The organism is Nocardia sp. FBN12, from assembly GCF_054031145.1.
On record NZ_CM132926.1, the window covers coordinates 669,056 to 686,158 of the forward strand.

Genomic DNA, 17,103 nt, shown 5'->3' on the forward strand with positions numbered 1-17,103 from the left:
GGTGTCCTCGATCGTAGCCGCGTCTCGTACGCTGCCGATATGCGATCGTTGCAGCAGGTTCAGCACTGGCCGGTCAAGAACGCCGCCGCCGCCGTGGTCACCACCGGCGGTGCGTCGAGCATCGGCGATACCGAACGGGTGTTCCGGCTCGCCTCGGTGACCAAACCGCTCGTCGCCTATGCCGCGCTCGTCGCGGTCGAGGAAGGCGCGGTCGAACTCGATCAACCCGCGGGTCCGCCCGGTTCGACCGTGCGGCATCTGCTCGCCCACACCTCGGGCGTCGCGTTCGATACGCCCGAGGTGCTCGCCGAACCCGGCGCCCGCCGCATCTACTCGAGCGCGGGCTTCGAACTGCTCGCCGGCTTCCTGACCGAGCAGACCGGCATCGAATTTCCGCAGTATCTGCGCGAGGCCGTTTTCGAGCCGCTCGGCATGACCACCGCGGTCCTCGACGGATCAGCCGGCCACGCGGCCAGCGCTTCCCTCGCCGACCTCACGCTATTCGCGGGCGAGTTGCTGGTACCCCAATTGATATCTCGGCAAACACTGGATGACGCGACGTCGGTGCAATTCCCGGACCGCAACGGAGTACTGCCCGGATACGGCTCCCAGCGCCCCAACGACTGGGGATTGGGATTCGAAATCCGCGACGGGAAAACCCCGCACTGGACGGGATCTGGCAATTCCGCCCGCACCTACGGGCACTTCGGCCAGTCCGGCACGTTCCTCTGGGTCGACCCGGAAATAGGGGTGGCGACAATCGCGTTGAGCGACGAGAATTTCGGTGACTGGGCCAGAACGGCGTGGCCGAAATTCAGCGATTCCGTTATCGCAGAGACACATAACACGCAGTAAAGTAACACGCGCAACACCGCACACTTCAGTACACTCGTGCCACGCCAGACCGCGACGGGCCGTTGGGGAAGACGTTCCTTGTCGAGGCTGGAGGTGTTGTTAGTGCGCGCATCGAGTCAGTTCGCTGACGCGACGGCGGGTGTGGTGTACATCCACTCATCGCCCGCCGCGTTGTGCCCGCACGTGGAATGGGCGTTGTCCACCGCGCTCTCGTCGCCCGCGAAATTGCGCTGGAACACTCAGCCTGCCGACGGACAACTCCGCGCGAGCAGCGATTGGGTCGGCCCCGTCGGTACCGCGGCCCGGATAGCCCAATCATTGCGCACCTGGCCCGTGCTCCGTTTCGAAGTCACCGAGGACCCCAGCGAAGGCGTCGACGGCGAACGCTACAGCTTCGTCCCCACCCTCGGCCTCTGGCACGGATCCACCGGCGCCAACGGCGACGTGATGCTCGGCGAAATGCGATTACGCGCCCTACTCCAAGCCGCCACCGAACTCGACTCCCACGGAACCTTCGACCTCTCCACCGAACTCGACCGCGCACTTGGCTCACCCTGGGACGAGGACCTCGAGGCATTCCGGCAGGGCACCGACAGCGTCGGTGCCGAAGTCACCTGGTTACGACGGGATGTGGGCTGACGGCATCCGGTCGGCCGAGCGGGGTCTGATCCCGACGGCCACACCGATCGCCGGCGAGCGTCAGTCGGCGAGGTCCATGCGGAGGAACTCCGTGATGCGCAGGAGTTTCGGTGGGCGGGCGATCTCTGGGGGTAGGGCCTGGAAGGCTTCGTCTCTGTCGACGACGCGTGGTGCGGTGAGCGCGAACTCCTGGCCGTCCTTGCGGAGTCGCGCGGTGCCGGCGGCGAGGATGTTCTGCACCCAGTCCGCTGCCGATCCGTAGACCAGGACGAAGAGGTAGCCGCCTTCGACGGGGTGGGCGTCGAGCGGGGTGTGGTACGTCGTTCCCGAGGTGCGGCCGGTGTGGGTGAGGACCGGCCATTTTCCGCCCGCGACGGCGCGAGGGTTGAAGACGCGCTTGTTGATGTGGCCCCACCAAATCGGCATAGGCATGGGGTGCTCCCTTGTTCGGGCCGGTGTGGCTTACACTTGTAAGGCTGACTTACGACTGTAAGCTTGTCAACACTTCAGCTCCTAGGAGGTCCGATGCCCGTACGGCAACCGCTCAGCCGCGAGCGGGTGCTGGCTGCCGCGATTCGGGTCGCCGACCGAGGGGGAGCGGAGGCCATCACGATGCGGCGGGTGGCGCAGGAGTTGGGGGTGGAGGCGATGTCGCTCTACAACCATGTGCCGAACAAGGACGCGATACTCGACGGGGTCGTCGACGCGGTGTTCGCGGCGATCGCGCTACCCGAAGCGGGGAGTGCCGATTGGCGAGACGCGATTCGCGGGAGGGCGTGCTCGGCGCGCGCGGTGCTGGCGCAACACAGCTGGGCGCTCGGGCTGATGGATTCCCGCCGGAACCCGGGGCCTGCGACACTCCGGCATCACGACGCTGTCCTCGGAGTTCTTCGGGAAGGCGGGTTTTCGCTGCCGATGGCCGCGCACGCTGTCTCGCTGATCGACAGTTATGTCGGTGGGTTCGTCCTCCAGGAGGCGAACCTGCCGGTGTCCGAGCCGGCGGATGTCGAGGAAGTCGCGGGTGGCATTCTGGCGAACCTTCCGGCGGACGAATTGCCGTATCTCACCGAGATGATCGTCGACCACGCGCTGCGACCGGGATACGACTACGCGAGCGAATTCGGGTTCGGTCTGGATCTGATCCTGGATGCGCTCGAAACGCGCCGAGGTGAGCACTGAAGCCCCGATTGCCCGGGCACCGCCAGCACTGCGCGCGGTCCACGCCGTGGCCGTACGGCTGGCTGTCTTCAGGCCGTGCGTCGGGCGGGTAGGGCGATGCGGTCGAGATCGTGGGCGAGGACTGCGTCGGGGAAGGCCGCCTGTTCGATGAACAGGTGGTCCTCGCTTGCCGTGTATCGCTCGGAAAAATGCGTCAGGACAAGGGTTTTCACGCCGCAAGCGCGCGCTACCTCGCCCGCCTGACGCGCGGTGAGATGGCCGCGTTCGTGTGCCTGATCCGTCTCGGAGTCGAGGAAGGTCGACTCGATGATCAGCATGTCGACACCGTCCGCGAGTTCGAAGACGTTGTCGCACAGGCGCGTATCCATGACGAACGCGACCTTCTGGCCCGGCCTCGGCGCCGAGCATTCCGCGAGCAGCGGCCCCGACAGCTCACGGATCGCGGCGCCGGAGATGCCGTGCTCGCGTAGCTTCTCGGGCAGAAACGTTCGGCTGTCCGGTTCGGCGAGGCGGTATCCGTAGGTGGGGATGCTGTGGGCAAGCGGGAGTGCGGTGAGAGTGAAACCGTTGCCCTGCAACGTTTCGCCTGCGCCACGCACCGGGTGCTCGACGAGGGTGGGTGAACCGTAGTAGCTCGTCGCGTACCTCAGTCGTTCCCAGTACTCGGCACCCTCGGCGGGGTAGACGGCGTGCACGTCGTGGGGTACTCCGTCGCGACCGAGCCGTTGCACGATGCCTGGGACACCCAGCGAGTGGTCGCCGTGGAAATGGGTGACACACAGCCAATGCAGTTCGGTCGCGGAAGCGCCCGCGTGCGCCATCTGGCGCTGCGTACCCTCGCCCGGATCGAACAGCACGCCCTGCCCGTCCCAGCGCAGCAGGTAGCCGTTGTGGTTGCGGCGGCGGGTCGGCACAGCGCCTGCTGTGCCGAGGACGACGAGTTCTCGTGTCGACATCGCCCCATCCTGGCGGGTCGCCGCGTCGGTGTCACGTCGATGGGCGCGGCGATTGCCGTGCAGGGTGGTGTGATGGGTCGAGTGCGCGCTGTCGGCCGACGCGCGCACCGTGGCACGGTCACCGGAGGACGACGATGGATCTGTTCGACTACGACGCCGAACTGCGTCTGCACACTGCGCATTTCTTCGCTGCCGCACGGGTCGGTGCCGGTGATCGCGTGCTCGACATCGGCTGTGGCACAGGGCAGACCACGCGCGAGGCGGCTCGCGCGGCGGTCGACGGGAGCGCGGTGGGGGTCGATATCTCACCGGTGATGCTCGAAAAGGCCCGTCGGATCAGCGAGGACGAGGGGCCGTCGAACGTCGGTTTCGAGCTGGCGGATGCGCAGGTGAAACCGTTTCCGCCCACAGCTTTCGACCTCTGCATCAGCAGGTTCGGTGTGATGTTCTTCGCCGATCCGGCCGCCGCGTTCACCAATATCGCCCGCGCACTGCGTTCGGGGGGCCGTCTCGCGTGGCTTGTCTGGCAAGGCCACGACCGCAACGAATGGGCGACCGTGTTCAGCGACGTCCTCGCCGCGTCGATCGCCACGCCCGGCCGCGGCCCGTTCTCGCTCGCCGATCCGGACGCCACCGAACCCCTTTTGACAGCAGCAGGTTTCACCGATATCAATTTCGCGGAGATCGACGAGCCCGTCTACTACGGTCCCGACAGCGCCGCCGCCTACGACAACCTGCTCCGTCTGACAGGATTCACGGCCTACCTCGCTGCGCTCGAGCCCGCGAAAGCCGACCGAGCCCGTGCGCGGTTGCGCGAGGTTCTGGCCGACCATGAGACCGAAACCGGTGTGTATTTCGACTCACGGTCTTGGCTCATCAGCGCACGTCGTCCTTGACGGGCTCCACGCGACACCTCCGGACACTTCACCCGGGGTCGCGCAGATGTCGAGTGTCGTCGAGGAGGAACACCTGATGGTTGTGGAAGAAGTCGTCTTCCCTGAGCTCGGTGATCCCGCCGGGGGTGGCATGGAAGGCCGTGTATCCCGCCGCCTCGATCGGCATTCCGATCCATGCGGCCACCACAAAGGTGAGGCTGCCACCGTGCGTGACGATGACCTGGTGTCGGCAGGTGCTGGCCAGGATCGAGTCCATCGCTGCGTAGACACGGTGCGCGAAGTCCGCTGGGTGAGCTCGGAGTCGTACCATCCGCCGACGAGTCGCTCGACGTGGTGCGTCGCCTCGGGATGTGTGACCACGTAGATCTTGCGCAACTCTCGTCCTCCCGAAGGTGCTGCCGCCGGATCCAGGTCATTGTCGCCGTGGGTGGCGGCTTCACGCCAGGGGCAGGTGTGGCCAGTGGGACAGGTCGGTGAGCATCTGGCGGTCGTGGGTGGCGATGACGATGGCGGCGGGGGTGGTCGAGAGGGCGGTGGTGAGGTCGTCGACCAGGGAGATCGACAGGTGGTTGGTTGGTTCGTCGCAGAGCAGGAGGTGGGGGCGGGCGGCTAGTTGGATAGCCAGGTGGAGTCGGCGTTGTTGGCCCTGGGACAGGCGGGCGACGGGGGTGTGGCGGGATCGCTGTTCGAGTAGGCCGGTGGCGGTGAGCGGGATCGGGTCGATGTTGTTGTGCAGGTGGATATTTCGGGTGTGCTGGTCGTAGAGATCCTGGGCGGTTAGGTCGGGGTCCCAGTCGGGGACCTCTTGGCCGATGAGTGCGATGCGGGCAGGGCCGTGGTGGCGGACAGTGCCGGTGGACGGCTCTAGTGTGCCCGCGAGTGTGGCTAGGAGGGTGGACTTGCCCGCACCGTTGTGGCCGGTGATCAGGAGGCGTTCGCCTGCTTCCAGCGACAGCGTGACGGGGGAATCGAGGCGACCGGTCACCGTGATGTCGTCCGCGCTGATCACGGGTGTGCCGGGACGAGCGCGCAGCTCGGGAAAGCGCAGCCGCAGCGGCGGTTCGGGCACGGTGACGACGTGGTCTTCGAGGTCGGACTGGCGTCGCTTGAGCGCCTGCACCAGACCGGGCGACCGCGACTGGCGTTGATGCTTGCCGGTTCCTTTGTCGGGTCGCCAGCCGGTGCTGAGGCGGTCCCTGGCACCGGCCACCGCTTCGCGCAGGCGCGCACGTTCGGCCTGTTGTTCGTCGTATTCGTTTTCCCAGCGGTCGCGTGCGCGTGTGCGGCCCTGCTGCCACCCCGGGTAACCGCCGGCGAACACCTGAGGGCGACCGTCCTGGCTGGGATCGAGGTCGAGGAACTCCCCGGCGACATCACGCAGCAGCGCACGGTCGTGGCTGACGACCACCAGCCCGCCGGAATGGGCGCGCAGGCGGCCGGTCAGGAAGTCGAGGCCGTCGCGATCGAGGTGATTGGTCGGTTCGTCCAGCAGCAGGATGTCCTGCGTCGAGCCGAGCAGGCACGCCAGCCGGACTCGATAGCGTTGCCCGACGGACAGCGTCGCCAACGGGCGCTCCCGATCGGTGCAGGCGTGCAGGGCCGACAGCGCGATGTCGACGCGGCGTTCGGCATCCCAGGCATCGAGCCTGGTGGCGGCGTCCAGGGCCGCCGCGTAGGCGTCGTCGGCCCCCGGTTGTTCGTCAGTGAGCGCGAGGGTGGCGGCATCGAGGTCACGCAGTGCTCCCAACGCCGGTTCGATCGTCTCGGCCACCAGATCGCCGACGGTCTCGTTCGCGCGAAAAGCGATGGCCTGCTGGGCGACACCCACGGTGCCGACCCGGCTGACCGACCCGCCGTCCGGGACGAGCAAGCCGGCCAGCACATGCAACAACGTGGTCTTGCCACGCCCGTTCTCGCCGACGATGGCGAGCCGGGAACGGGCCGACACCGTGAGTGAGACGTCGGTGAGCACCGCGCGCGATCCGAGGGTGACGTGGATCGACGTCGCCCTGATGTGGGCGTTCGCGCCCGCCGGAAGGTCGGTGGACAGGCCGGATCGGCCGGTATGCGAGATAGACACAGATTCTCCGCAGCTCGAGGAAGGAGCCGGGACAGCACGAATTGACCGCCCGGCGTGAATACCCGGGACAGCGGCGTCAGAAAGGGGATGGAATGCGGGTCGCCGCCGTCAGCGGAGCGACCAGGGCTTCATCATCGCGGTGTGCATGATGGGAACGATACCGAGGAGCGCGTCGGTTGCCAACGAGATTTCGGGCACGTCGCGGTTGTGCCACGCTGGGGTCGGGCGATCGGGTGCGGGCGGATTTTTCGGACGCGGGTGAATCCTTTCGCGTCGTCGGTGCCTCTTATGTGTGTCGCGACAGCACGTCGGGACAGGACACGGAGGTGTGTTGTGGTCATCGGTATCGGAGTTGTCGTCGGTCTGACGCTGCTGTGCACGTGCATGTATGTCGTGCGGCGCAAACGAGCTGGGCGTGGGTGAATCGCGCTGGCCCGACCAGCAGTTGATCGTCGCCGCGCAGGGCGGTGACGTGGATTCGATCGCCGCGTTGGTATCGGGCTCGCATCCGCATATTCAGCGGTTCGCCCATTCCCTGTGTGCCACACCGGAAGACGCCGAGGATGCGGCGCAGGAGGCGTTGATCATCCTGTATCGCAAGATCGGGATGCTGCGCGCCTCCGGTGCGTTGGCGTCGTGGATGTTCCGGATCGTCCGCAACGAGTGTCTGCGTCGCGCGCGGACGAGCCTGTCGGCCCGAATCACCGTGCAGGACACCATCTCAGCGGCCTCGGCTGAGGACGAGGTGCTGCAACGGCTGGAAGCGGGCAGGGTGGCGGCCGCGGTGGCCGCGTTGCCCGCGGATCAGCGCAGCGTGCTGATCATGCGCGACATCCAGGGCTACAGCGGGCGGATGGTCGCCGACGCGCTCGGGATCGGTACGGCGGCGATGAAGTCGCGCCTGCACCGGGCTAGGACGGCGGTTCAGCAATCGCTGCAGGCCACGCCCGGCGAGGCTGCTGGAGGACATGATGAGTGCTGACTTCGCGAGTAGATCCCTGTTCGAGCACCTGGTACGCGGCGGGGTGGGGTTCGGCGCGCTGATCGGGTCGATCGCGCTGATCCCGGTTGTCGGGCCGGTCGCTCTGTTGCTGCTACCTGTCGGGTTGGTCGCGCTGCGCGGGTGCCCGACCTGCTGGGCGATCGGACTGATGCAGACCTTGTCGCGAGGCAAGCTGCAGCGGACGTGTGAAGACGGGCAGTGCACGCTCACCGTCAGCGGACACGACCGCCATCAGGCTACGTCCTGACGCTCTGACGCCGTCGAGCGACCGGTTGATCTACCGGTCGCTCGGGGGCGAGATCAGTTGGCGTGCACCAGGTTTCGACTCGGCGATGTGCGGTGGGCGCTGCGAACTCGGATCGCGAACGTGATCTTCCACAGTCCGATGAACAAGGTCGGAAGTCGCTCGTAGAGTCCGGCGAGCGAGTCCGCGCCCGCCGGGGTTGTTTCGACCGCGGTGAAGAATGCGCCGACTGCCGCCAGCGAGAAGGCGGACCAGCCGGGGGCCGTGCCGACGGCCCGAATACGGATTCGGCGTGATGTCCGCCGAATTATCCTGCGGCACAAGCTATATCGGACATGCCGGCGGAATCACCGGCTACGCCACTTTCTCCGGCGCCACCACAGTGTGCGGGCCGCCACGATCGTCTGGACCGAACCGCCCAACCGGCAGCCGGACATGATGGCCATCCTGAACCGCTCACTGTGCCTGACACAGCTAACCCCCGAACAGCAGATACAGCCCGGTGAACGTGAAGCCGACCATGGTCAGCATCAACGCCAGCTGGCCGGTCAGCCGGTGACGCGGCGGGAGAAGGAGCAGGCAGCGGTCGTGGGCGGCGGCGACGCCGAGGACATGGCCGATCAGGACCGCGAGCACCTTGCAGGTGGCGAGCACACTCGGATGACTCGACAGCACGTAGGCCACGTCTCGATCGGCCAGGCCCGCGATGTTCCATCCGCGGTCGAGCGGGTCCGCGAACAGCAGTACCGTCGCCTGCCCTTTCTCGAGGAGAAACGTGAGGTAGTGGGCGATCAGATAGCCCGCCACGATCGGGGTGAGGCTCAGTGCCAGCCGCCGCGGCAGCAGCGCTCGATCGGCGCGGGAGACACCGCCGGTGGCCCGCGCGGCGACGGAAAACAGCCCACCGACCACGCCGATGAAGACCAGCAATCCCGCCGTACGCACCAGCGTCGCGTCGATGACCGGAGCCAGGCCATCGACTAGTTCGCGCCATCGCGGGAAAGTCGAGAAGCTGTCGAAGGCGGTGGATCCCAGCAGCGTCGCCGCGACTGCGACAGATCCCGCGCGTCCGGGAGTCCCCGCGAGATTGTTGAGCGGCATCCGCAACACCGGCAGCCCCGCGCGGTCGCGGCCGTAGGCGCTCAGGTGCGACAGCAACGTGCTGTACACCTCGAGCGGATCGGCCCGCTCGGCCCAGACGGTGCCGAACAGCACGAGTCCGATCGTGGTCACGACCAGGTAGCCGAGTAGCCAGATCAGCACCGCGCTCACCGATCCGGGGGTGCGCCAAGCCAATTCCAGCCAGACGAAGGAGAACAGGCCGAGCGCGGCTGGGCGGTAACCCCATTCCTCGCGATAGCGGAGAAGTCCGTGTTCCGGCGCGCGTCGCAGCAGGAGGCAGCCGAATCGATGGATCGCCCTGACCGGGGAGACGACCTTCCACACCGGTCCGATCAGCAGGGACGCGACCATCACCCCGACCCAGACGCCGATATACAGCACTCCTGGAACGGGATTCGAGGCCGGATCCGAGGAACCGAACACCGCGGTGACGATCACGCAGGCGGTGACCGTCACGCTCGCGAGGGCGATGACCGTCCGCGTCGCGCGTGCGTCGATCATCCGGCGTACCGGCGTCGGCAGCGGGAATCCCGGCGAGTCGGGGTCGAGTCGTGGCCGACGCCAGGTGAACAACAGCAGCGCGAACGAGAAGGTCAGCGCCCACGCCGCGCCGATCAACGCGTAGGTGAGCGGAATCGGCAGGTCAGCGGCACCGTTGAGGCCGTGGGCGAGGGGACTCACCGCCGGACCAGCAGCGTCGTCACCGTCCGTCCGAGGTGGTGCAGTTCGATCTCCACCTGGCCCGGCACCGTCACGGTGAAGTCGAACTGCTGGCCGGAAGCCGCGGCGACGGGAAAGGTGTGCGCGGGGGCGGAGTGGACATGTAGTTCGTCGGTGGTGTCACTGTCGACCCGCAACACGATGCGTTGTCCGACCTCGGCTTCGGTGCGCGTATTGGCCGGGGACACCGCGCCGTTCGCGATCCGGATGTCGATGACGCGGGCCGCGTTCGCGGGGTCGTCGGTCGAATCGGACCCGGCCCCCGACGAGCAACCCAGCAGCAGCGCGGCGACCGTGACAAGCCCGTACCGGACCCGGCGATGTGTCACGGATGCTCCTCGGTGTGATCGGATTGTGCTCGCGCGTCGACGTTTTCGCGTTTCTCCGCGCGCCGGTCGCGCAGCGCGATGAACAGCACAAGCCCGACCAGTGCGACGGCGGGCAGGAAGGCGGGGATCGCCAGCAGGAGGGAGTGGTCGGCGAGAATGTCGACGTTCTCCTGGCGAATCATGGTTCGACCGTGGGCTTGTGGTTCGGTGTGCAACCCGCCGCCAGGTAACGGTCGTTGACGCGAGCCGCGCCCCACCCCATCGCCGCGATCAAGGCCAGGCTGCACGCCAGCACCACCAGGCTCGCGAGGCCGATGAGCCAGGACGGATGGTCGAAGGATCGCTCGCGCTGCAGTACCGAGATCTCCTCGACGAACGGCCGCGTGAAGCTCTCCGGCGCGGGCACCTCCGCGGCGTCGATACCGCGATCGAGCGGCATGAAGATCGGGAGCGCGGATTGCATGCGTCCGTCCTGCAGGCGCAGCACCGTCTTCCAGGTGCCGTGCACGGGCACCGGCCGGGTGGAAACGAAGTGGTCGTCGGCGACGCGACGCAGCTTGTCCACGACGAGGCCGTGGCCGGGGCTGTCATCGCCGGTACCGCCCTGCCAGGCAAGGATCTCCACCCATTCCGGATCGGAACCGATCAGATCCGCCGGGGCGAGCCGGATGTCGGCGGTGACCATCCGCCCGCCCTGTTCGGGAGCGGCGTCGGTGAGCGCGACGGTCGCCGACGCGTTCTCCGGCACCCGGATGATCACCCCGTTCGCGGTCGCCGCGCCCGCGATCACCACGGCGGCGACCACGAGTCCACGCCGCACCGCGGGCCTGGGTAGTGCCTCGCCGCGCAAGACGGTGCCGAGCATCGCACCGATCACACCACCCGCCACACCGACCGGCACCGCCATCGCGAGCAGCTCCGGCCACATCCCGCCGACCCAGGGATTGACGAACACCCGCTCGACCCACAGCGATTCCAGCCAGATGCCCACTGTCGCCACACCGAGCCCGGTGAGCGCGCCCCACCAGAGCGGTCGGCGGCGGATCAGCGGCACGACGGCGAGCAGTTCCACCACGATCGCGGCACCGAGGTAGAGCGGAAACACATTGCGTGGCGCTTCGAATCCGGTGCCGACCAGGACCGCGACGATGTACCGCACCGCGAAGGCGAAGGCCACGAGGACCAGCGTGCTGAGGGCGCCGAGCGTCAATCGCGCCGAGATCAGGGCGATGGTGGCGGCGAAGACGATCAACATCGGTTGCAGCACCAGCCGGAACTGCTCGACGCCGAAGTCGAACTCGACTCCGAACACCGACAGCCCGATCACCAGGCCGCCGAAAGCGAAGGCCTGGATCGCCCAGAGGAACCGTCCGTCTGCCCGCTCGGGATCAGGCCGGTTGTATCGGCCTTCGAGCTCGAGTAGCAGCACGCCGATCAGCGACAGACCCGCACCGCCGATGAGCATGAGGTGCGTGGGTCCCCAGAGCGTGACGTCCTGTCCGAACAGCCGATGCCAGATGTCGTCGAGCGGGAAACCGATCAGCGCGTACAGACCGGCACCGGCGATCAGGATGCCGCCGACGGGGGCGTACCAGTCGCGGGTGATCTTCACCGCGGCCCTGCCCGGCTTCTCGTCGAGCGGCAGGATGACAGCCAGCATGCCCGCCATGAAGAGGAAGAAAAGGCCGACCAGGATGAAGTAGTGCGCCGGGTTGGCCAGTGGTCCGGCGTCGCGGCCCTTGCCCACATGCAGGCTCACATCCCAGATGAAGCCGAGAAACGCGGTCAGGATGGTCGCGAGGAACATCGCGATCGGCAACGCCACCCAGCCCGGACGGTTCATGAGGCGACCGCTGAAGTCGGCCAGCCGGCGCAGCCAGGTAATGCGTCGCGTCCGATGCAGGTACGCCACCCACAGCAGCACCGCGCCCACCACCGCGGCCGCGCCGGTCATCAGCGCGACCTGATCGAGGGCGGCACCACCGCCTTCGGCGCCCTGCGCGACCAGAATCGTCGCCGGATCGGTCATCGCTGTGGCCATGGCAGTCCTCCGATGTGTCGAAGCGCCCGGTCTGTGGGGTAACGAACAGTATCCCGAATTCCGCGCCGCGCCGATACCCCGCGCGCGGGTCGCGGTCGAGCGCTCAGCCGCGCGAGGTGGTGTCTACCCGGCCGGACGCAGCTGCTCGCGGTACTGCTCGCCCCAGGTCTCCATCAGCAGGATGATCGGGACGAGGCCGCGGCCGAAGTCTGTCAGCTCGTAGTCGACCCGGGGCGGAACCTCCGGATACACGGTGCGGGTGAGGACGCCGTCGCGCTCGAGTTCGCGCAGCTGCGCGGTGAGCATTCGCTGGGTCACGTGCGGCATGGCGCGGCGCATCTCGTTGAACCGAGCCGTTCCCTCACTCAGATGGAAGACGATCATCCCCTTCCATTTGCCGCCGATCACATCGAGGGTGACCTCGACCGGGCAGTCGAAATCGAGATCCTGCTTACGTTTGGCCATGCACATCCTCGTCTCACCGGCAAAGGTATGAAAAAGGGTACTGGGTAACAGAAATGTGCGCTCTTACGCGGATATTCCCCGTCGGGCAGGCTCGAACCCGCAAGCAGACCCAGCCCCGACAGGAGTTTCCGAGATGGCCCAGCTACTTCAGCTCGATGCCAGCCCGCGCCGGTCGCGCTCCCACACCCGCACGCTGGTCGGGGAGTTCGTCGCGCGCTGGAGCGAGGGCAGGCCCGATGACACGGTGATCCGCCGCGACCTCGGCCACGAACCGCCGCCGCACCTCACCGAGGACTGGATCGCGGCCGCCTTCACTACGCCCGCGCAGCGAACGCCGTCGATGCGCGAGGCACTGGCCCTCAGCGACCAGCTGGTGGACGAGGTGTTCGCCGCCGACGTGCTGGTGCTGGGGGTTCCCATGTACAACTTCGGCGTACCGGCGATGCTGAAGGCCTACATCGACCAGATCGTCAGGGTCGGCCGCACCTTCTCCTTCGATCCCGATGCCGCGTCGCCGTACACCCCACTCACCTCGGGCAAGCGGGCCTTCGTCATCGTCGGTACCGGCGACGCCGGCTACGAGGCGGGCGGTCCGCTGGCGAGCATGAATCACGTAGAGCCGTATTTGCGCACGGCCCTGGGTTTCATCGGCATCGACGAGATCGAGTTCGTCTACACGGGCAACGACGAATTCGGTGGTGAGCGACTGCTGCGGTCGCTCGAACGTGCCCGAAACCGGGTGGCCGACCTGACTTCCGAGCGCGAAGCTGTCGGCGTCGCCGGCTGAAGGCGACCGCGGTGACTCCGAAACCCCGGACAGAGCCCGGGGTTTCGGTAACCGACCTGGATGACTCAGAGTCAGCGAGTGGCGATGATCGCCGAACCATGGCCGAAGAGGCCTTGATTCACGGCGATGCCCGCGCGGGCGTTGTCCACCTGGCGGCCTTGGGCCTGGCCGCGCAACTGCCAGGTCAGTTCGCAGATCTGGGAGATGGCCTGTGCGGGGATGGCTTCGCCGAAGCAGGCAAGGCCGCCGCTGGGGTTCACCGGTACCCGTCCGCCCAATGTCGTTGCGCCGCTGCGCAACAGAGCCTCCGCTTCGCCCGTCTCGCAGAGGCCGATGTCCTCGTACCAGTCCAATTCCAGGGCGGTGGAGAGGTCATAGACTTCCGCGAAGGACAGGTCGGCGGGACCGATGCCTGCCTCTTCGTAGGCGGCGTGCGCGATGGCCGATCGGAAGGTGCGGGACGGGGGCTCGACGGCCACGGCCGAATCCGTCGAGAAGTCCGGCAGGTCGAGCACGGTTTTCGGGAACGTCGGTGTGACCGTCGACAGCGCGGAGATGCGCACCGGATCCGCGATGCCGTGGCGACGTGCGTAGTCCATCGACGTCAGCACCAAGGCTGCCCCGCCGTCGCTGGTCGCGCAGATGTCGAGCAGTCGCAACGGGTCCGACACGACCGCCGACGCGCTGACCTCCTCGGCCGAGACTTCCTTGCGGTAGCGGGCATTCGGGTTGTTCAGGCCGTGCCGGGAGTTCTTCACCTTGACCGCGGCGAAGTCGTCGAGGGTGGCGCCGTGCAGCGCCATCCGGCGGCGGGCGTAGAGCGCGAAATAGATGGGGTTGGTGGCGCCGAGCAGATGGAAGCGCAACCAGTCCGGGTCGTCGCGGCGTTCGCCGCCGACCGGTTGGAAGAAGCCCTTCGGGGTGGTGTCGGCGCCGACCACCAGCGCCACCTCGCACAGCCCGGCCAGGATCTGGGCGCGCGCGTTGGCGATGGCCTGCGCACCGGAGGCGCAGGCGGCGTAGCTACTCGAGATCTGCGCGCCCGACCAACCCAGTGCCTGTGCGAACGTCGCGCCGGAGACGAATCCGGGATAGCCGTTGCGGATGGTGTCCGCGCCGGCGATGTAGCCGACGTCGCGGTGGTTCAACCCGGCGTCGGCCAGTGCCGCACGCGCCGCCACCAGACCGTATTCGACGAAATTGCGCCCCCACTTGCCCCACGGGTGCATGCCCGCGCCGAGGACGGCGATATCGCGATCATTCGTATCAGTCATTGACCGGCCTCCACATCCACACCGTGTGCTCTGCGTCCTCGTCCTCGTACAGCGTGCCGACGGTCAATTCGACCGGCATGCCGACGGCGAGGTCGTCCACCGTGAGACCGCGGACGACCTGCCCGAGGATCACCATCTGCTCGACCTCGAGCTCCACCGCCGCCACGACATAGGGCACGAAGGGATCGGCCGAGACGTAGGGCGCGGGCGGCTTGTATCGGGCGTCGGCGTACGACCAGATCCGGCCACGCGTGGAGAACAGGTACTCGACGAGCTCGGAGCCGTCGTGGGTACCTGTGCACTGGGGGTTGCGGCAGGCGAGTGTGTTCTTCGGGAAGTACGGCGTGCCGCAGTCGTTGCAGCGAGTTCCTTTGAGGCGTACCTGGCCGTCATCCGCAGTGAACCAGTCAGCCACGGCGGGGCGTTGTTCTTTCTGCACGTGGCCGACGGTATAGGAACACGTTCTATTTTGGGGCGGAATTCCGTTCCGGCGCTGCTCGGGCGCGGGTACGGTGAGCGGATCGAGGACGCGATGACATCGATCTGGAGTACCGCGCGATGGACACCAAAGCTATTGACCCGCAGTCGATTCGCAACGTCACGATCATCGGCGATCCCGACGAGGCGACGCGAGCGGTGCACCGGCTGCGCCGATGTTTCGGCGTCACGGAGAATACGGTCCACTGGTCGACGGACGGTGCCGAATACACGATTCGGGTCGCCGCGCTGTCGAGCGACGCACGCATCGCCGACCTGGAACGCTCCATCCGCGTAGCCGACGGCGTCATCGCGGTCGTGAACGCCGCCGTACGAGGTACCCCGCGGCTCGAAACCATGTTGCGCGTCGCCGACGACCATCAGGTCGCCCGCTTGTGCCTGGTCGACGGGCTCGATCAACCCACCGCCGACTTCGATCGCTGTGTCCGTACGATCGCCGACACGCGCGGAGCGGCGCCGTTGGTACTGCAGATACCCCTCGGCATCGGCGCCGGCTTCGGCGATGTCGTCGACCTGGTCCCGATGACGGCACTCGACCCCACGGTGCGCGAATCCTCCCGAAACCATGGGAAAGCCGCCCAGCGGTGGTGCCGCGAACTCCTCGAGATCCTGACCGATCAAGACCCCGCGGACTCGAACTCCCTGACCCTCCGAGACCTGCACCGCCGCATCCGCCGCCGCACCCGCAATGGTGACGTCGTCCCCATCCTGTGCGCCACACCCCGCGCGAGCGACGACATCGCCCCCTTCCTGGACGCCATCGTCCGCTATCTGCCGTCGCCCATGTACGTCTGCCAGCCAGAACACGCCCTCGACTACTGACTCTCCGCAGGCCCGTGCGCCGGGCTGCCACAGTCACTTCTCGGCCTCCGGCCTGGTGTCGGGAGAGAAGAGGTACGAGATGCGCTCGCGGCGTGTGTGGAGAGAGCGCGCGGTGCAGGTATGGATGGGTCACCTCTGGGCAGCTGGGATGGTGCCGGGGGCGGTTTTGAAGGAGATGGCTTCCATCAGTGGCTTTCGCTGGGTGTTGTGGAACGCGGCCACCCGCCACCGCCCGTCCGACTCGCGCACGAACGTGCATGTCTGAACCTTCGACAGCTTCGAGGACCTGGGCGTGGTCGCTCCCTTGTAGGTGTCGCCGCGGGCGGTGACGATCGCGGCGTCCGGGCCGTAGAAGCGGATGTCGGTGATCTCCGCGGCGAGTTTGGTGTTCTTCAAGAACTTCGCGAACAAAGTGCGGTGGCACTCCACGATGTCGGCTCTGCCGCTGTAGTACGTCCCGACGAACGTGACGTACGTCGCGTCCTGGGTGAACAGCGCCCCGTACGCGTCGGCATCGTTGCGGGCCCATGCGGTGTTCAGCTCGGCCATCACCGCGGTGATGGCCGCCTTGTCGTCCATGGTGGTCATGCCGTTCTCCTTGTCGTTAAGATGAAGCAGAACCTGTGTTCTAACAATATCTGCATCATTGCAACTATCAGCTTAAGGGGCATCCCTACCAATGGCAAACACGGCACCTCGGGACCAGCACGTGATCTTTCGCGAGTATCTCGACGCGGTGGGCCTGCACGGCATGGCCGGGGCGGAAGCCGCCGGACTTCAGCCCACCGAGTGGTACGCGGTGAGCCTGGTCACCTTGGCCGGCCAGATGAGCTCCGGCGACCTGGCCGCCCGAGTAGGTCTGACCACCGGCGCGACGACCCGGCTCATCGACCGCCTCGAGAAGGCGGGCTACCTACGACGCACCTCGGATCCGGCCGACCGCCGACGGGTCATCGTCGAAGCCTCGGCCGAGACCTTCCCCGACATCGAGGACGTGGTCGGTCCCGCCCGCCGACTGATCGCCGAGGTCTTGGACCGCTACACGGCCGAGCAGCGCGAGGTTCTCTTCGACTACTTCGCTCATGCGGCCCCGGCCTACCGGGCAGCCGCCGAAGAAATCCGCACCCGCGCCGCACGCGGCCGCCGCCCCGGCCCTAAACCCAAGCAGAGTGATTGAAATGACCTTTTCGCTG

Annotated in this window: 21 protein-coding genes; 9 read left to right on the plus strand and 12 right to left on the minus strand. The window is 67.1% G+C overall.

What is annotated here, in order from left to right; genetic code table 11:
• Nucleotides 1-39 precede the first annotated feature (39 nt).
• Together ACWZHB_RS03480 and ACWZHB_RS03485 are read left to right on the plus strand one after the other, a co-directional pair.
• Entirely contained in the window at nt 40-855 is an 816-nt protein-coding gene (locus ACWZHB_RS03480) for a serine hydrolase domain-containing protein (protein WP_427906488.1), read from the plus strand.
• Between the two features lie 102 nt (nt 856-957).
• Entirely contained in the window at nt 958-1,494 is a 537-nt protein-coding gene (locus tag ACWZHB_RS03485; RefSeq protein ID WP_427906489.1) for a DUF3145 domain-containing protein, read from the plus strand.
• A 60-nt stretch (nt 1,495-1,554) separates the two neighbouring features.
• Here the strand turns inward: ACWZHB_RS03485 and ACWZHB_RS03490 are convergent, their stop codons facing one another.
• Nucleotides 1,555-1,926, minus strand: a complete 372-nt coding sequence (locus ACWZHB_RS03490) for a nitroreductase family deazaflavin-dependent oxidoreductase (protein WP_427906490.1) — start codon at nt 1,924-1,926, stop codon at nt 1,555-1,557.
• Nucleotides 1,927-2,019: 93 nt separating this feature from the next.
• Here ACWZHB_RS03490 and ACWZHB_RS03495 point away from each other — a divergent pair, with 93 nt between their 5' ends.
• A complete protein-coding gene (locus ACWZHB_RS03495) occupies nt 2,020-2,673 on the plus strand; it encodes a TetR/AcrR family transcriptional regulator (protein ID WP_427906491.1) in 654 nt (217 codons plus the stop codon).
• A 68-nt stretch (nt 2,674-2,741) separates the two neighbouring features.
• Here the strand turns inward: ACWZHB_RS03495 and ACWZHB_RS03500 are convergent, their stop codons facing one another.
• Complete coding sequence (locus ACWZHB_RS03500) at nt 2,742-3,629, minus strand: ribonuclease Z (protein ID WP_427909067.1); 888 nt, start codon at nt 3,627-3,629, stop codon at nt 2,742-2,744.
• Between the two features lie 134 nt (nt 3,630-3,763).
• Between ACWZHB_RS03500 and ACWZHB_RS03505 the strand changes: the two genes are divergently transcribed.
• A complete protein-coding gene (locus ACWZHB_RS03505; RefSeq protein ID WP_427906492.1) occupies nt 3,764-4,525 on the plus strand; it encodes a class I SAM-dependent methyltransferase in 762 nt (253 codons plus the stop codon).
• 28 nt (nt 4,526-4,553) lie between these two features.
• On the opposite strand, the gene ACWZHB_RS03510 is transcribed toward ACWZHB_RS03505, so the two are convergent.
• Both ACWZHB_RS03510 and ACWZHB_RS03515 read right to left on the minus strand, forming a co-directional pair.
• Complete coding sequence (locus ACWZHB_RS03510; RefSeq protein ID WP_427906493.1) at nt 4,554-4,781, minus strand: histidine phosphatase family protein; 228 nt, start codon at nt 4,779-4,781, stop codon at nt 4,554-4,556.
• 180 nt (nt 4,782-4,961) lie between these two features.
• Nucleotides 4,962-6,605, minus strand: a complete 1,644-nt coding sequence (locus ACWZHB_RS03515; protein WP_427906494.1) for an ABC-F family ATP-binding cassette domain-containing protein — start codon at nt 6,603-6,605, stop codon at nt 4,962-4,964.
• A gap of 415 nt (nt 6,606-7,020) precedes the next feature.
• Here ACWZHB_RS03515 and ACWZHB_RS03520 point away from each other — a divergent pair, with 415 nt between their 5' ends.
• Both ACWZHB_RS03520 and ACWZHB_RS03525 read left to right on the plus strand, forming a co-directional pair.
• The gene (locus tag ACWZHB_RS03520; RefSeq protein WP_427906495.1) at nt 7,021-7,587 is read left to right on the plus strand and encodes an RNA polymerase sigma factor; all 567 of its coding nucleotides are present in this window, start codon (nt 7,021-7,023) and stop codon (nt 7,585-7,587) included.
• Entirely contained in the window at nt 7,577-7,855 is a 279-nt protein-coding gene (locus ACWZHB_RS03525; RefSeq protein ID WP_427906496.1) for a hypothetical protein, read from the plus strand. Before ACWZHB_RS03520 ends, ACWZHB_RS03525 begins: the two co-directional genes overlap by 11 nt.
• A gap of 471 nt (nt 7,856-8,326) precedes the next feature.
• Here the strand turns inward: ACWZHB_RS03525 and ACWZHB_RS03530 are convergent, their stop codons facing one another.
• From ACWZHB_RS03530 to ACWZHB_RS03550, 5 genes are all read right to left on the minus strand, one after another.
• Nucleotides 8,327-9,655 (minus strand): hypothetical protein, encoded by a 1,329-nt coding sequence (locus tag ACWZHB_RS03530; RefSeq protein ID WP_427906497.1) that lies wholly within the window; start codon nt 9,653-9,655, stop codon nt 8,327-8,329.
• Nucleotides 9,652-10,023, minus strand: a complete 372-nt coding sequence (locus ACWZHB_RS03535) for a hypothetical protein (RefSeq protein ID WP_427906498.1) — start codon at nt 10,021-10,023, stop codon at nt 9,652-9,654. The genes ACWZHB_RS03530 and ACWZHB_RS03535 overlap by 4 nt, the downstream gene beginning before the upstream one ends.
• Complete coding sequence (locus ACWZHB_RS03540; RefSeq protein ID WP_427906499.1) at nt 10,020-10,205, minus strand: hypothetical protein; 186 nt, start codon at nt 10,203-10,205, stop codon at nt 10,020-10,022. Before ACWZHB_RS03540 ends, ACWZHB_RS03535 begins: the two co-directional genes overlap by 4 nt.
• Nucleotides 10,202-12,064, minus strand: a complete 1,863-nt coding sequence (locus ACWZHB_RS03545) for a hypothetical protein (protein ID WP_427906500.1) — start codon at nt 12,062-12,064, stop codon at nt 10,202-10,204. Before ACWZHB_RS03545 ends, ACWZHB_RS03540 begins: the two co-directional genes overlap by 4 nt.
• Before the next feature lie 123 nt (nt 12,065-12,187).
• Nucleotides 12,188-12,529, minus strand: a complete 342-nt coding sequence (locus ACWZHB_RS03550; RefSeq protein ID WP_427906501.1) for a winged helix-turn-helix transcriptional regulator — start codon at nt 12,527-12,529, stop codon at nt 12,188-12,190.
• A 133-nt stretch (nt 12,530-12,662) separates the two neighbouring features.
• Here ACWZHB_RS03550 and ACWZHB_RS03555 point away from each other — a divergent pair, with 133 nt between their 5' ends.
• Nucleotides 12,663-13,316: an FMN-dependent NADH-azoreductase gene (locus ACWZHB_RS03555; RefSeq protein ID WP_427906502.1), complete on the plus strand. Its 654-nt coding sequence runs from the start codon at nt 12,663-12,665 to the stop codon at nt 13,314-13,316.
• Between the two features lie 71 nt (nt 13,317-13,387).
• On the opposite strand, the gene ACWZHB_RS03560 is transcribed toward ACWZHB_RS03555, so the two are convergent.
• Together ACWZHB_RS03560 and ACWZHB_RS03565 are read right to left on the minus strand one after the other, a co-directional pair.
• Nucleotides 13,388-14,590 (minus strand): lipid-transfer protein, encoded by a 1,203-nt coding sequence (locus tag ACWZHB_RS03560; RefSeq protein WP_427906503.1) that lies wholly within the window; start codon nt 14,588-14,590, stop codon nt 13,388-13,390.
• Entirely contained in the window at nt 14,583-15,029 is a 447-nt protein-coding gene (locus ACWZHB_RS03565) for a Zn-ribbon domain-containing OB-fold protein (protein WP_378996296.1), read from the minus strand. Before ACWZHB_RS03565 ends, ACWZHB_RS03560 begins: the two co-directional genes overlap by 8 nt.
• A 119-nt stretch (nt 15,030-15,148) precedes the next feature.
• Here ACWZHB_RS03565 and ACWZHB_RS03570 point away from each other — a divergent pair, with 119 nt between their 5' ends.
• A complete protein-coding gene (locus ACWZHB_RS03570) occupies nt 15,149-15,910 on the plus strand; it encodes a GTP-binding protein (protein ID WP_427906504.1) in 762 nt (253 codons plus the stop codon).
• Between the two features lie 129 nt (nt 15,911-16,039).
• On the opposite strand, the gene ACWZHB_RS03575 is transcribed toward ACWZHB_RS03570, so the two are convergent.
• The gene (locus ACWZHB_RS03575) at nt 16,040-16,498 is read right to left on the minus strand and encodes an SgcJ/EcaC family oxidoreductase (protein ID WP_427906505.1); all 459 of its coding nucleotides are present in this window, start codon (nt 16,496-16,498) and stop codon (nt 16,040-16,042) included.
• A gap of 91 nt (nt 16,499-16,589) precedes the next feature.
• Here ACWZHB_RS03575 and ACWZHB_RS03580 point away from each other — a divergent pair, with 91 nt between their 5' ends.
• Nucleotides 16,590-17,087 carry a MarR family winged helix-turn-helix transcriptional regulator gene (locus ACWZHB_RS03580; RefSeq protein WP_427906506.1) on the plus strand — a complete coding sequence of 166 codons (498 nt, stop codon included), beginning with the start codon at nt 16,590-16,592 and terminating at the stop codon, nt 17,085-17,087.
• Nucleotides 17,088-17,103: the final 16 nt, after the last annotated feature.

Excerpts from the sequence above, each read along its gene's own strand:
- ACWZHB_RS03480 (WP_427906488.1), top strand. The coding sequence starts at position 40 with ATGCGATCGTTGCAGCAGGTTCAGCACTGGCCGGTCAAGAACGCCGCC.
- ACWZHB_RS03490 (WP_427906490.1), bottom strand. The coding sequence starts at position 1,926 with ATGCCTATGCCGATTTGGTGGGGCCACATCAACAAGCGCGTCTTCAAC.
- ACWZHB_RS03495 (WP_427906491.1), top strand. The coding sequence starts at position 2,020 with ATGCCCGTACGGCAACCGCTCAGCCGCGAGCGGGTGCTGGCTGCCGCG.
- ACWZHB_RS03500 (WP_427909067.1), bottom strand. The coding sequence starts at position 3,629 with ATGTCGACACGAGAACTCGTCGTCCTCGGCACAGCAGGCGCTGTGCCG.
- ACWZHB_RS03505 (WP_427906492.1), top strand. The coding sequence starts at position 3,764 with ATGGATCTGTTCGACTACGACGCCGAACTGCGTCTGCACACTGCGCAT.
- ACWZHB_RS03510 (WP_427906493.1), bottom strand. The coding sequence starts at position 4,781 with ATGGACTCGATCCTGGCCAGCACCTGCCGACACCAGGTCATCGTCACG.
- ACWZHB_RS03525 (WP_427906496.1), top strand. The coding sequence starts at position 7,577 with ATGAGTGCTGACTTCGCGAGTAGATCCCTGTTCGAGCACCTGGTACGC.
- ACWZHB_RS03540 (WP_427906499.1), bottom strand. The coding sequence starts at position 10,205 with ATGATTCGCCAGGAGAACGTCGACATTCTCGCCGACCACTCCCTCCTG.
- ACWZHB_RS03545 (WP_427906500.1), bottom strand. The coding sequence starts at position 12,064 with ATGGCCACAGCGATGACCGATCCGGCGACGATTCTGGTCGCGCAGGGC.
- ACWZHB_RS03550 (WP_427906501.1), bottom strand. The coding sequence starts at position 12,529 with ATGGCCAAACGTAAGCAGGATCTCGATTTCGACTGCCCGGTCGAGGTC.
- ACWZHB_RS03555 (WP_427906502.1), top strand. The coding sequence starts at position 12,663 with ATGGCCCAGCTACTTCAGCTCGATGCCAGCCCGCGCCGGTCGCGCTCC.
- ACWZHB_RS03560 (WP_427906503.1), bottom strand. The coding sequence starts at position 14,590 with ATGACTGATACGAATGATCGCGATATCGCCGTCCTCGGCGCGGGCATG.
- ACWZHB_RS03570 (WP_427906504.1), top strand. The coding sequence starts at position 15,149 with ATGGACACCAAAGCTATTGACCCGCAGTCGATTCGCAACGTCACGATC.
- ACWZHB_RS03575 (WP_427906505.1), bottom strand. The coding sequence starts at position 16,498 with ATGACCACCATGGACGACAAGGCGGCCATCACCGCGGTGATGGCCGAG.
- ACWZHB_RS03580 (WP_427906506.1), top strand. The coding sequence starts at position 16,590 with ATGGCAAACACGGCACCTCGGGACCAGCACGTGATCTTTCGCGAGTAT.